The 14,355-nt window shown below is 35.1% G+C and carries 14 protein-coding genes; 1 reads left to right on the plus strand and 13 read right to left on the minus strand.

Translation table 11 applies throughout. From position 1 onward, the window contains the following. Window positions 1-13: 13 nt before the first annotated feature. The 3 genes from uvrB to AC1RPH_RS04150 all read right to left on the minus strand — a co-directional run bounded on the left by uvrB (window position 14) and on the right by AC1RPH_RS04150 (window position 3,750). The gene (gene uvrB, locus AC1RPH_RS04140) at window positions 14-2,017 is read right to left on the minus strand and encodes an excinuclease ABC subunit UvrB (RefSeq protein WP_481761481.1); all 2,004 of its coding nucleotides are present in this window, start codon (window positions 2,015-2,017) and stop codon (window positions 14-16) included. A 150-nt stretch (window positions 2,018-2,167) separates the two neighbouring features. Beyond that, window positions 2,168-3,031, minus strand: a complete 864-nt coding sequence (locus AC1RPH_RS04145) for a DegV family protein (RefSeq protein WP_481761482.1) — start codon at window positions 3,029-3,031, stop codon at window positions 2,168-2,170. 86 nt (window positions 3,032-3,117) lie between these two features. After that, a complete protein-coding gene (locus tag AC1RPH_RS04150; RefSeq protein WP_409022185.1) occupies window positions 3,118-3,750 on the minus strand; it encodes a YfbR-like 5'-deoxynucleotidase in 633 nt (210 codons plus the stop codon). Between the two features lie 211 nt (window positions 3,751-3,961). On the opposite strand from AC1RPH_RS04150, the gene AC1RPH_RS04155 reads away from it, so the two are divergent. After that, a complete protein-coding gene (locus tag AC1RPH_RS04155; protein ID WP_481761483.1) occupies window positions 3,962-4,861 on the plus strand; it encodes a hypothetical protein in 900 nt (299 codons plus the stop codon). Between the two features lie 148 nt (window positions 4,862-5,009). Here AC1RPH_RS04155 and AC1RPH_RS04160 read toward each other — a convergent pair whose 3' ends face one another. The 10 genes from AC1RPH_RS04160 to AC1RPH_RS04205 all read right to left on the minus strand — a co-directional run bounded on the left by AC1RPH_RS04160 (window position 5,010) and on the right by AC1RPH_RS04205 (window position 14,350). Next, window positions 5,010-6,737 carry a phospho-sugar mutase gene (locus tag AC1RPH_RS04160; protein WP_481761626.1) on the minus strand — a complete coding sequence of 576 codons (1,728 nt, stop codon included), beginning with the start codon at window positions 6,735-6,737 and terminating at the stop codon, window positions 5,010-5,012. A 74-nt stretch (window positions 6,738-6,811) separates the two neighbouring features. Beyond that, window positions 6,812-7,297 (minus strand): MarR family winged helix-turn-helix transcriptional regulator, encoded by a 486-nt coding sequence (locus tag AC1RPH_RS04165; RefSeq protein WP_481761485.1) that lies wholly within the window; start codon window positions 7,295-7,297, stop codon window positions 6,812-6,814. Window positions 7,298-7,308: 11 nt separating this feature from the next. Then, window positions 7,309-8,652 (minus strand): DHA2 family efflux MFS transporter permease subunit, encoded by a 1,344-nt coding sequence (locus AC1RPH_RS04170; protein WP_481761486.1) that lies wholly within the window; start codon window positions 8,650-8,652, stop codon window positions 7,309-7,311. A gap of 133 nt (window positions 8,653-8,785) precedes the next feature. After that, complete coding sequence (gene trxB / locus AC1RPH_RS04175) at window positions 8,786-9,724, minus strand: thioredoxin-disulfide reductase (RefSeq protein WP_481761487.1); 939 nt, start codon at window positions 9,722-9,724, stop codon at window positions 8,786-8,788. Between the two features lie 136 nt (window positions 9,725-9,860). Further along, window positions 9,861-10,760, minus strand: a complete 900-nt coding sequence (gene galU, locus AC1RPH_RS04180) for a UTP--glucose-1-phosphate uridylyltransferase GalU (protein ID WP_409022179.1) — start codon at window positions 10,758-10,760, stop codon at window positions 9,861-9,863. A gap of 14 nt (window positions 10,761-10,774) precedes the next feature. After that, the gene (locus AC1RPH_RS04185) at window positions 10,775-11,794 is read right to left on the minus strand and encodes an NAD(P)H-dependent glycerol-3-phosphate dehydrogenase (RefSeq protein ID WP_481761488.1); all 1,020 of its coding nucleotides are present in this window, start codon (window positions 11,792-11,794) and stop codon (window positions 10,775-10,777) included. 77 nt (window positions 11,795-11,871) lie between these two features. Next, complete coding sequence (gene lgt, locus AC1RPH_RS04190; RefSeq protein ID WP_481761489.1) at window positions 11,872-12,699, minus strand: prolipoprotein diacylglyceryl transferase; 828 nt, start codon at window positions 12,697-12,699, stop codon at window positions 11,872-11,874. A gap of 18 nt (window positions 12,700-12,717) precedes the next feature. Next, a complete protein-coding gene (hprK, locus tag AC1RPH_RS04195; RefSeq protein ID WP_481761490.1) occupies window positions 12,718-13,656 on the minus strand; it encodes an HPr(Ser) kinase/phosphatase in 939 nt (312 codons plus the stop codon). A gap of 11 nt (window positions 13,657-13,667) precedes the next feature. Continuing rightward, a complete protein-coding gene (locus tag AC1RPH_RS04200) occupies window positions 13,668-14,021 on the minus strand; it encodes a phage holin family protein (RefSeq protein WP_481761491.1) in 354 nt (117 codons plus the stop codon). Window positions 14,022-14,044: 23 nt separating this feature from the next. Continuing rightward, window positions 14,045-14,350, minus strand: a complete 306-nt coding sequence (locus AC1RPH_RS04205) for a PspC domain-containing protein (RefSeq protein WP_409022174.1) — start codon at window positions 14,348-14,350, stop codon at window positions 14,045-14,047. Between the last annotated feature and the right edge of the window lie 5 nt (window positions 14,351-14,355).

Raw genomic sequence — 14,355 nt, forward strand, 5'->3', positions numbered from 1 at the left:
AATATCCCCCTATTTATAACATTTGTGTTTTTAATTCTAATACCGTATCACGCAATGATGCAGCTGTTTCGAAATCTAATTTTTTAGCTGCTTCTTTCATTTGTCCTTCTAAGCGATCAACCATATCTTGTTGTTCCTTTTTATCCATATCCAAAAATTCAGTTTCGGTAAAGGTTTTAACAGTTCCTGAATTATCTTCAATTTTTGTTGGCGTAATTAACTCACGAATGGCTTTTTTAATCGTAGTTGGCGTAATATGATGTTCCTCATTATATGCCATTTGGACATCACGGCGGCGTTGCGTTTCTTCCATTGCGCCCTTCATTGAATCCGTCACTTTATCAGCATACATAATCACTCGTCCGTTTTCGTTACGAGCTGCACGACCAATTGTTTGAACTAGAGAACGTTCACTACGTAAGAAACCTTCTTTATCGGCATCTAAAATTGTCACTAATGACACTTCAGGAACATCAATACCTTCACGTAATAAGTTAATTCCAATTAAAACATCATATGTGCCTAAGCGTAAATCGCGAATAATTTTCGTTCGTTCCATCGTTTTAATATCACTATGCAAGTACGCAACTTTCATCCCCAACTCTTTCAAATAATCAGTTAAATCTTCTGACATTTTCTTGGTTAATGTTGTGACAAAGACACGTTCATTGCGTTCAATACGTAAATTAATTTCGCCAACTAAATCATCAATTTGGCCCATAATTGGACGAACTTCAATGATTGGATCTAGTAATCCAGTTGGTCGAATAATTTGTTGAACAACATCTGACGTCCGTTCCATTTCGTAAGGTCCTGGTGTTGCAGACATATAAATGACTTGATTAACGTGCTCTTCAAATTCCGCAATCGTTAATGGTCGGTTATCCAGTGCACTAGGTAAACGGAATCCGTAATCTACTAACATTTGTTTACGAGCGCGATCACCATTGTACATCCCTCGAATTTGAGGCATGGTTACATGAGATTCATCAACTACGATCAAGAAATCTTTGGGAAAGAAATCAATTAATGTATATGGAGGTTCGCCAGGTTTACGTCCATCCATATGGCGGGAATAGTTTTCAATTCCGGATGTATAGCCCATTTCACGTAACATTTCTAAATCATAAGTAGTTCGTTGATCGATACGTTGGGCTTCTAATAATTTATCTTCATCTTTTAATTCTTTTAATCGATCAGCCAATTCAACTTCAATACCTTCAATGGCATGATCCATCACATCATCATTCGTCATGAAATGCGTTGCGGGGAAAATAGCCATGTGTTCAAGTTCACCCATAACTTCACCTGTTAATGAATCAACTTCACGAATACGATCGATTTCATCGCCAAAAAATTCAATACGAACAGCTTTTTGATCACGAGATGCTGGGAAAATTTCCACAATATCTCCATGAACTCTAAACCGACCACGTTGAAAATCAATATCATTTCGTTCGAATTGTATATCGACTAATTTTCTAAGTAAATCATCACGTTCCATTGTCATTCCAGTACGCAATGAAATAACATGATCACGATATTCTGTTGGATCACCTAATCCAAAGATACTTGAGACAGATGCAACAACAATCACATCATTACGTTCTAATAATGAACTTGTTGCAGAATGTCGTAATTTATCAATTTCATCGTTAATACTGGAATCTTTTTCAATATACGTATCACTTGAAGGAACGTAAGCTTCTGGTTGGTAGTAATCATAATAACTCACAAAATATTCCACCGCATTATTCGGGAAGAATTCTTTTAATTCACCATATAATTGTCCAGCCAATGTTTTATTATGCGCAAGGACTAATGTGGGACGATTAACTTCTTTAATCACATTTGAAATGGTAAACGTCTTACCCGTTCCCGTTGCACCCAGTAATACTTGTTCTTTTTTACCATCATTTAATCCATCAACTAAAGTTTTAATCGCATTCGGTTGGTCTCCAGTTGGTTCGTACTTTGAAACTAAGTCAAAAACGCCATCATCATGTCTATCAATCAAGTTAACCCCTCCAATACAATCATTTTTAGAAATTAAAAAAAGCCTGGAATAACCTACCCAGGCTCATTTAAAAATGATTATTCTCTACTAATTATATTAGCATACCGAACATACTTTCGCACGTTATCTCACTTATTTTTTCAGAATAACTTAATCAACTAAATAATCACGACCCCAAATAAGACCCATTGTTTTTTCTCCAGTATGGACGCCAATAACAGGCCCAATATGACTAACCTCAACTGGAATATTAGGATAGTTGGTTTTAATAAATGAGACCCATTTTGTACTCTCTTCAGGATTGTTCGCATCAACGATACTTACTCGAATTGGATAATCAACTGAGTTAATCGCATCAGAAAAATCTGCCATTACCCGTTGAAAAGCACGCTTCTTTGTCCGTTCCTTAGTTAAAGGGATAATTTGACCTTCATGATTAAAGGTCAGAATTGGTTTAATTTGTAATAAGTTACCCACAAACGCAGCACCATTCGTCATACGGCCCGTTCTAAGTAAATGGCTCAAGTTATCCACAACAAAGAAAATACCCACCGTTTCACGCATTGCTTCTATTTTAGGTACAATCGTGTCTGCATGCTCACCTTGCGCCACTAATTGAGCAGCTTTTAATACAAGAAAGGCTTCTGCTGAACTTGCTGCTTTAGAATCAATCGGATATACCGTAATTCCTTCCACAGTTTTTGAATAAGCACGTAAATTATCCACAAAACTTGTGATACCTGTTGATAGATGAATTGAAATTACTTCATCAAATCCCTCTTCAATTAATTTATCGAAGACACTTTGCATTTGTCCCATTGTGACTTGTGACGTTGTGGGTAACTTATCCGTATCTTTCATTCTTTGATAAAATTCTGAAGCAGAGATTTCCACATCTTCTAAATAAGTCTGTTGCCCAAAAATAACCGTGATTGGTACAACAATAATATTTTTATCTTTGGCTACTTTTGGATCAATATATGACGCACTATCTGTTACAATTGCCGTTTTCATTAATTTCTCCCTATTCTTTAAGCAAAAAAGGACTACCTTGTATGCATTATTCTAGCATACAACGCAATCCTTAACCTATGTGTACTCTATTTCTTAATAATATCCAAGGTTATTTTTTTAATTTTATCTTTATCTGTGAAATCTTCCGTTAATAATTCTGGAAGAATTTCTTGTAGAATATACTGAACACTCGCTAAATCTGAAAATTCAAGAATCGTTTTTAAGCTTTCTTGATAAATTTCAGTATAAACTGATTCAGGATTACCCTTTTGAATTTCGCCAAATGATTCATATAATAAATCTAATTTATCAGCTACAGACAAGATTTTACCTTCTAAAGTATCATCCTTACCTTCTGATAATCTACGACGATAGGCATCTTGGAATTCTTCTGGAATTTCGTTCACAATAAAATTCTCAGATAATGATTCCTCAACATTTGCTAACATTTCTCTTAGCGTTGTTGTTGCATATTTAACGGGTGTTTTAATATCACCAATGAATCGTTCTGTATAATCATGATTCAACGCTTTTTCATACAACATGCGCCAATCAATCGTATTTCCTGCATTTTCTTCAACATCACCTAAAAATTGAGCAGCTTCTGTTACTTTGAATGAATGTTCCGCTACCGAATGATCTTCATATTTAAAATATCCTGGTGCTCGTTTTAACGTTTCTAAATTACTTAAACTTTGTAGGTATTGATGCATTCCCATAATTAACAGCTCCCTCTCATTTTTTATATAAATTTTTACAATCTTACCACATATGGAAAAGTTAATTCAAGTATCATCAACTTTTAACAAAAAAATAAACTGATTCACATTGCAAACGCTTGATACATCAATTGGAACACGTCGCGCAACTTTACCTTACTTTTTTATGTTATGCTTATTTTCATGCTTTATATTTAAGGAGGACATTTTTTTGAAGTTTTTAGCCAATAAAACCGTTGAATACTTAACCGGTTTTATCTTGATTTTAATCATGGTACAAGCCGCGTCACTTTTACATGATTCAGAAATTATTTTACCTGAAATCGCCGCGTTAACAGTTGGACTGTGGATTTACCACGAAGCCAATTGGTTAGATCGTTCGTTTAATCTTTTTTTGCTGCCTTCTGTCACCGCAATTATCGGTTTTGGCATCAATTTACTTGAGATTTCTTACACAATTAAAATCTGCCTAATGATCGCCATCATGGTCTTTCTATTAGTGGTAACCCGATCGGCACTGGCGCCTTCATTGGCTACAGGTCTCTTGCCAATCATCGTTAATGCGTCCAAATATTCATTCATCATTGCCATCATCATTTTCACTTTCATCGAGATGATTGTCGTTAAAGGCCGTAAACTCGATCAAAACTACGCAAAAAAAACAAACCTTAACTATCAGGCTATGCTTTTATTTCTCGTTTCTTCACTCATTTGGGTTGGTCTCGTGACGATTGCTGGAAAGCCTTTGATGGCCGCTATTCCACCGATTCTTGTCGTTTTTTTCGAGGTGCTACAAAAGCCGATGTATCCGGCAAAAATGGTGTTCAAACAGGTTACTGCCTTGACGCTTTCAGCAACGATCGGTGTTCTCGCCTGCATGGTAATCGATTCCAATGTTGTTGTCGCCTTAATCACTATGCCTCTCGTTTTTTGTATACTCCATCTTTTCAAAGTTAAAATTCCAGCCGCTTATGCCTTTCCATTGCTTGCAATGATTGTTCCACCGACTATCTTTAGCGTTCTCCCCGTGTCGTCCCTACTCGCTTCCATCTACTTTCTTGGAATCGCCTACCTTTATCACCGCTTTAAAAAGAAAAAAATGAATAAATAGAAACTAAACAAGTTAATCAGCCCTGAAAGAAAATAATAAATCTTAAAAAGTTGTTTACAAAATACTGTTTTATTTGCTTATAAATTTTGTAACCCATTTAAGGTCAAAAAAAGTAGTGCTAAATGTAAATTTAGCACTACTTTTTTAGTTAGGCGTTGACAATTGCCATAATTGCTTCTTCAAATGCAAGACACTTAGCTTGTGCTTTTTCATCAGTTTCAGCTTGCGTTCCCACGTAGAATTTAATTTTTGGTTCAGTCCCTGAAGGACGAATTGCAATCCAAGAACCATCTTCTAAGATATATTTCAACGCATTTGCAGTTGGTAATCCGATTTCTTCAGATGATCCATCAGCTAATTGCGCCATACCCGTTGTGAAGTCTTCTAATTTAGCGACTTTATAGCCAGCAAAATCTTTAGGTGCGTCATCACGGAAGATTGTCATTAAATCTTTGATTTTTTGAACACCTTCAATACCTTCAAACGTTAACGCTTTAGTATTTTCAGCGTAATAACCATATTCTTTAAATAAATCATCTAATCCATCTGACAATGTTTTATCAAATTGTTTGTAGTAAGCAGCTACTTCAGATAACATTACTAATGCTTGGATAGCATCTTTATCACGAACGAAAGGACGAATTAAGTAACCATAACTTTCTTCAAAACCAAACATAAAGGTATGTTCATTTGTTTCTTCATAGTTTTGAATTTGTTCCGCAATAAATTTGAATCCTGTTAAGACATTAATCATTTTAGCATGATGTGCTTCAGCAATCTTAGTTGCAAGTTCACTTGATACAATTGATTTAACGCCAACGGCATTAGCGGGTAAAGTTCCTGCTTCTTCGCTAGCAGTTAAAATATAATTGAACATTAGAGCAGCAATTTGATTACCTGTTAATAATTTATATTCACCATCAGTTTGACGTACAGCGACACCCATACGATCAGCATCTGGATCAACAGCGATTAATAAATCAGCATGTTCACGTCGACCCCATTTGATAGCTAAATCAAATGCTGGTGCGTCTTCTGGGTTAGGTAACTTGATTGTTGGGAATTCAGGATCACCTTCAGCTTGTTCAGGCACAATCTTAAATTGTTCAAATCCAGCTTGTTTCAAAGCACGTTCACCCAACATTTTACCTGTTCCATGAAGTGGTGTGAAAACAAGTTTCATTGAAGCACCAACTTCATCAACTAATTTTTGATTAATTGTCACTTTTTTAACTTCAGCAAGATACGCAGCGTCAACTTCTTCACCAATAATTTGGAGTGTTTTATCAGCTTTTAATACTGTCTCATCACCTACTTTAATGGCAAATAAATCATCAGCTTCGCGAACAAAACCAGTAATCATATCTGATTCTTTAGGTGGCATTTGGCCACCGTCTTCACCATAAATTTTATAGCCATTATATTGTTTAGGATTATGGCTAGCCGTTATCATAATTCCGGCGTAAGTAGCTAAATGGCGGACTGCAAACGATAATTCTGGTGTGGGACGTAAGCTTTCAAAAACAAAGCTTGGAATACCATGTGCGCCTAAAACTTTAGCTGATTCCATCGCAAATTCTTGTGATTGGTAACGCGAATCATAACTAATTGCGACACCGCGCATTTTAGTTGCATCATCTAACGTATCCATAAAGCGAGCTAATCCTTCAGTTGCTTGACGAATCGTGTAGATGTTCATCCGGTTAATACCAGGACCCATCAAGCCACGCATACCAGCAGTTCCAAATTCCATTGGTTGGTAAAAAGATTCTTTTAAATCTTCTTGATTATTTTTAAGCGAAACAATCTGATTTTTTAATGTTGCGTCTAGTGTTTCTTCATTTAACCAAGTTAAATAATTATCTTCCCAAGTCAAAATATCACTCCCATTCATATAATATTACTATTATACAATAAATGCGCTTACTATTCAGGATAATAAAAAAGATATCAGAATAATTCTGATATCTTTCTTCCAGCAAGTCGCTCACGTTCAATTCCTGATTTAATTACCTTTTCCAAAATATGCTCAAATTGCTTAATTTCTTCTTCACTAAGCACCGATATACTTTCATCATTAACGACTGTAATTCTATCAAAAATATCTTGATAATTATTAATCGCTTTTGCTGTAGGATAAAGTTCAGTCCGTCGTTTATCTGCGGACGACATTTTTTTTTCAAGCCAACCATCTTTAATTAATTTTGAGATAGCACGTGTCACAACACTGTGATCCCGATAAATATTTTGGATTAGCTCATCCTGACTAACGCCAGGTGACTCACAAACTAACAACACGTAAAAAAAGTTACTCTCAGAAAGTTCAAACCCTTTTAACGTATCATTTATTCTTAATCGAATCATTCTGTTGTAAATTGTTGTTAATTTCTCAACTTCATGTGTATCGTAAAAAGAATTTCCATTCATATTTTGCATCTCAAAACTCCTTAAGCTTTACTTGTTTTTCTGAAATAGATTAGTCCAACTAGTCCAATTACAATTGAGACAACCATGATAAAGATCATTGAATATTTGTATCCAACAACAAATGATGCAGGAATACTAGCAATAACAATAATAACGGTATTAAATAATGAACCACTAACTTGTCTTAATGTATTCGTTAATGTTGTTGCATGATTTATTTCCATTGGATTTAAATCTTTTAAAGATTCTGTTGTTGCTGGAGCCATAATAGCACCAACCCCTGTTAATCGAATAGCGTAAGTAACAACTGATAACCAAACAGGAAATTCAATTGTTAAGAATAACATTGGTAGTACTGAAATCATCAACATCAAAAAGCCAAATATAAATATTTTTTTATAACCGTATTGATCATAAAGGTTACCAACAATAGGTGAAATAATAGCATTAATTGCAGCACCCGGTAACATAATTAATCCAGCAGTCATTCCTGATAAATGTTGATTATTTTCTAAGAACATTGGCATAACTAATTCTGTTGCCATTAAAATACCAAAAACTAACATAATTAATGCAATCATAGTTGAGAATGAACGTACTTTGAAAATTCGAATATTTAAAAATGGTTCTTTTAAAGCTAATTGACGACGGCCAAAATAGATTAATGCTAAAACACCAATCACAATAAGGACAAGTGCAACTAATAATTGGTCTCCAATAATTGAAATACCAATTAAAATTGTAGCAAGTCCAACTAGTGATAAGAAGAATGATTTAAAATCAATTTTAACATCTGTCTTTTCTGAATAGTTAGGTAAAATACAAACCCCAACAATTAATAAAATTAACATGATTGGAATAATGAAAATAAATAATGCTCTCCATGGTAAAAATGTAATCATAATACCTGATAAAGTTGGTCCAATTGCTGGAGCAGCTGAGATAACAAGCATAGCAAGTCCCATTACAACGCCACGGCGTTCAATTGGGTTAATTGCAATGACACTAATCATCGTAAATGTAGTCAATACGCCACCGGCAGCAGCTTGGATTAAGCGACCAATTAAGATTGCCCAAAAATTAGCGCCACTTGATGCAACGATACTTCCGATTAAAAAGACAACCATAATACCGACAAATATTTGTCTTGTTGAATATTTTTCATATAAAATTGCTGATAATGGTGTCGAAATTCCGACCATTAAAACATAACCCGTCGTTAACCATTGTGCGGTTGCAAGGTTAACATTTAAAACGGTGATTAATTTTGGTAATGCTGTAATCATCAATGTTTGATTTAATAAAGCGGCAAAAGTCGCAATTAATAAAACAGCACCAATTGTGTTTCTTTTTTTGTTTGTCATTCTAACTCTCTTCTCACTTAAATTTACGCATATGTTTAATTTTTTTCATAAGCGGATTAGATTATTATAATGTTCACATGCACATAAAGTCAAGTAAATAAAAAAATAAGCCTCAAAAGGCTTATTCTATAATTTAACTTAATTCTGCATCATTTAATGATTCAAGGTAACTAAATGTTTGTTGTCCAGCAATACCACCGTCACCAACTGCAGTTGTAATTTGACGCAATTCTTTCTTACGCACATCACCAACTGCGAAAATACCTGGTACATTTGTTAGCATATTTTCGTCAGTTGGAATCCAACCATAATCGTCAGTAATTCCAAGCTTTGTGAATGCTGTTGTCATTGGTTTAACACCAACATAAATGAAGACACCACTAGCAGGAATTTCAGATGTTTCACCTGTTTTATTATTCGTTACTTTAACGCCAGTTACTTTACGATCGTCACCAACAATCTCTGTGACATTAGTATCCCAAACAAAAGATATTTTATCATCCGCAAAGGCACGATCTTGTAAGATTTTTTGAGCGCGTAATTTGTCACGACGATGAATTACCGTCACTTTTGAAGCTAATTTTGATAAATAAGAACCTTCTTCGATTGCTGAATCACCGCCACCGATAACGATGACTTCACGATTTTTGAAGAAAGCACCATCACAGACTGCACAGTAAGATACACCTCGGCCACTAAAGGTATCTTCGCCTTCAGCACCCAATTTTTTGTATTCTGATCCAGTTGCGATAATTAAAGCTTTTGTTTCAAAAACATCATTATCTGTTGTGATGAGTTTAGTATCGCCTTCAATTGTAATATCGGTTACACTACCGTATGCATATTCTGCACCAAATTGTGTCGAACTTTCGTACATTTCTTTTGCTAAATCAGGGCCTAAGATTGATTTAAATCCAGGATAATTTTCAACTTCAGCCGTATTGTTCATTTGGCCACCATAAATCCCACGATCAATCATTAAAACCGATAGATTTGCACGTGATGCATAGAGTGCGGCAGTCATTCCACCGGGCCCAGCACCAATCACAACAACATCATATTTTTTTGTCATTAGTTCAACCTTCTTTCTTTTAGTAAGTAATTCAACAATACCCTATGTTACTTTTTTTGTCTATTTAATTGCTTTAACATCAAAAACAGGTCCCAAGTGAGTTGAACTTGAAACCTGCTTTACTGTAAGAATTAGGCTACTTATTTTTTGCTGTATCTTCTGCAATTAATTTTGCGCCTAAAGTCTTCAAATATTCTTTTAATTCATCTTTAACTTCTTTATGTTTCAAACCATACTCAATACTTGTTTTTAAGTAGCCAAATTTATAGCCAACATCGTATCGGGTTCCTTTAAATTCATGAGCGAAAACACGTTGCACCTTGTTCAATGCATCGATGGCATCCGTTAATTGAATTTCATTACCAGCACCTGGTTTTTGATGTTCTAAGATACCAAAAATTTCAGGTGTTAATAAGTAACGTCCAATAATAGCCAAGTCACTAGGTGCTTCTTCAGGTGTAGGTTTTTCAACAAAGTTTTTAACATTGAATAATCCAGGTTTAACTTCTAATTCAGGATTAATCACACCGTATTTTGAAACTTCTTCATGAGGGACTTTCATCACCGCTAAAGTTGAAGCATGTGTCTCATCAAAGCGATTCATGAGTTGACGCGTTAATGGTACTTTATCTTCCATTAAATCATCGCCTAACATGACAACAAAAGGTTCATCCCCAACAAAGTCTTTAGCCATTAAAACGGCATCGCCAAGACCTCGTGGATGAGATTGACGAACAAAATACAAATTAATATCCGTTGTTTCTTCAACTAATTTTAATAATTCGTCTTTATGCTTTGCAGCTAAATTCGCTTCCAGTTCTGGCACCGAATCAAAATGATCTTCAATTGGTCGCTTACCTTTACCCGTAACAATCAAAATATCTTCAATACCCGATTGACGCGCCTCTTCAACAATAAATTGAATCGTTGGTTTATCAACAATTGGGAGCATTTCTTTTGCCATCGCTTTAGTTGCTGGTAAGAAACGAGTCCCTAGTCCAGCAGCCGGAATAATGGCTTTTTTAACTTTTTGCATAGTCTAATCCCCTTTTATTCTGCTAATTCAGATTTACCTTCACGATTGATCAAAGCTTCAATCACTGATTTAATTTCTTTATTATTGTATAAAACGTCATAAATTGCATTTGTGATTGGCATATCAATTCCTTGTTGTTGTGCTAATTCATAAGCAGCCTTAGCAGTACCAACACCTTCGATAACCATACCCATATCAGCAACAACAGCATCTAATGATTTACCTTGACCTAATTGGTCTCCAGCACGCCAGTTACGTGAATGAACACTTGTAGCTGTAACGATTAAATCACCAACACCAGAAAGTCCCATAAAGGTTAATTGGTTAGCACCAAATGATGTCCCTAAACGAGCAATTTCAGCTAATCCACGTGTAATCAAAGCTGCTTTAGCGTTATCGCCATAGCCCATACCATGAAGCATACCAGCACCAACGGCGATAATATTCTTCATAGCTGCGCCCATTTCAACACCGATAACATCGTTATTTGTGTAGATTCTTAAGAATTTATTCATAAAGAGATCTTGAACAAAACTTGCAGCTTCAGGATCAGTACTTGCTGAAACAATTGTTGTTAAATCACGATTTGCAACTTCTTCAGCATGACTTGGGCCAGAGAAGACAACAACACTACCACGAATGTCAGCAGGAATTTCTTCTTCAATAACTTCTGAAATACGTTTGTGTGTGACTTGTTCTAGTCCTTTACTTGCATGAATAATAATTGGTTTGTTACCTGTTTCTTCTAAAATTGCTGCTACTTGTTTAGCAACAATACGGCTTGCTTTTGTTGGAACAACAAATAAAATAGCGTCAACTTGATCCAAAGCTTCTTTTAAATCTTCATATGCATGTAGGTCTTTAGAATAAGTGTAATCTTCCAAGTAATGCTTATTTGTATGGAACTCATTCATTTCTGCTACTTGTGCTGGAACATTTGACCAAAGTCTGATGTCATGACCATTTTCAGTTAGGATATCGGCAAGGATACTACCCCAAGAACCGGCGCCTAATACTGCTACTTTTTTTGTCATTATATAATCTCCTTCAAAATTTATTCATTCTAATCATACCAAATTTTACCTCTAATAGCATTAACTATGAGAAATTTTTATTTCAATTGTCCGTCTAAATACCATTGATTTTGCGGTTCCCAATATCTTCTCAATAATAACCAACTAATTGATCCAATAAAAATCACTAATGAGAGAAGTTGAGAAACACGAATTGTTGAAAATAACATTAAGCTATCTGTTCTCATTCCTTCGATAAAGAAACGACCAAATGAATACCAAGTTAGATATGCAAATAGTATTTCTCCACGTTTGAAAAGGTGTACTCGATGTCTCAAGGCAATTAATATTAAGAATCCAACAAAACTCCACAATGATTCGTATAGAAATGTTGGCTTATAGTAGGTGCCATTGATGTTCATTTGGTTAATAATAAATTCAGGTAAATGTAAATTTTGCAATGCCTCTAACGTCGTTTTTCCACCATGGGCTTCTTGGTTCATAAAATTACCCCAACGGCCGATTGATTGCGCAAGTAGCACAAGTGGTGCCGCTAGATCAAACATTAACCATGCTGACAAATGGCGACGCTGACAGAAAATAATCACTGTAATAATTGCGCCTATTAACCCACCATAGATAGCAATACCACCATCCCAAATTCGATAAACTTCACTGAGATGTTGAGCGTAATAAGACCACTCGAACACAACGTAATAGAGTCGCGCAGAAACAATTGAAATTGGCAACGCCCATAGAACCATATCATATATGGTATCTTCATTTATTCCTATTTTTTTGCCTTCAAGAATGGCTAAAATAACTGCTAGAATTACTGCACTCGCAATTATTACACCATACCAACGAACTTCAATAGGTCCTAATTTAACTGCGATGGGATTCAACGCACCTAATAAATAATTCAATTTACTCTCGTCCAATCCTTAATCTTTTTTTGAATTTGTTTGGATTAAGCCATTTAGATTAGCTTCAAATGCTTTAGTAGCATCATAACCCATTGTTTTTGCACGGAAGTTCATTGCTGCGACTTCAATGATAATGGCCAAATTACGTCCTGTTTTAACAGGTACAGAAATTTTTGGCACATTCACATTGAATATTTTAACAAATTCATCATTATTACCTAATCGATCAAATTGTTTATCAGGAGTCCAGTTTTCTAGATGAATAATTAGTGAAATATCAGTGTCATTACGGACAGCTCCTGCACCAAACAAGTTCATGATATCGATAATACCGATACCTCGAATTTCAAGTAAATGTTTTAAAATTGCAGGTGCCTCACCAACAAGTGTCTCCTCATCTTGTTGGAAAACATCAACACGATCATCTGCAATTAACCGATGTCCACGTCTAATTAATTCAAGCGCTGTTTCTGATTTACCAACACCAGAATCACCTGTAATCATGACCCCAAGACCATAAATATCAACTAAAACACCATGTATTGACTGGCGTTCAGCTAATTTAGCTTCCAAAAAGTTAACCATATTAGAAGATAGACGTGACGTTGTTAGTTTTGAAATTAGAACTGGAATATGTCTTTCTTTGACGATAGCTAATAATTCTAGCGGCACATCCAAATCATTTGAAACAACAAAACATGGTGTTTGTTCTGTTGCTAATTGATTCATCACATTCTGCCTATCTTCAGGAGTCAGTCCATTTGCATAAGCATGTTCTGTCATCCCAAATAATTGAATACGTTCTTTCGGATAAAAATTAAAATACCCGGTTAATTCTAGACCAGGACGTGAAATATCACTTGTTGTAATTTTTTTATCATCCAAGTATTCTTTCCCAATTAAAACAGTTAATCCCATTGCATCTACTAAATTTCTAACTGAAACTTCATTGGCCATCTTAATGCCCCCTATTGTCTATTTCTAATAAAGTAATTTGTTACGATTGTATTAGCAATACTCATCACAATTGAGATGATAAATGCCGCCCAAAAGCTCGAAAATTTAAATTCATTACCCACAAAAAATGACGTCATTTGTAACATAAATGCATTTATAATCAGATAGAAAAATCCTAAACTGAAAATAGTTACCGGCAGTGATAAAATCACTAAAAACGGTTTAACTAGCATATTTAGTACGGCCAGTACAAAACTGGCGATTAATGCAACCCAGATACTTTTAACAAATAAAGTCTCTGGAAAAAAACCAGATATTGCCAAAAACAGTATGGCATTAATTAATACGCGCTGCCAAAATCCCATGAATCTTCACCTCATCATTAATATTATTTATCGTCTGTAACTTCTACATCTTTAATAATTTTACGGCCACTCTTACTTGATGAGCTAGTCCGTTGTCCAGTACTAGATGTAAACTGCTCAAAAGAACTAGTAAATGAACGTTTTTTCCCTGGTAAGCTAATTGCTAACAAGATATAGACAAGTATAAATACGCCTTTTGTTGCGAAGATTAGCATTAAAAATAAAAATCTAACGAGTGTTGGATTCCAATTTATATATTCGGCAAGTCCAGCTGCGACACCCGCGATAATTTTATTAGTTGATTTTGTGAATTTTTTATTTGTTTTCATTTTGT

Source organism: Dellaglioa sp. CoH-57-MRSF-16 (assembly GCF_056782055.1).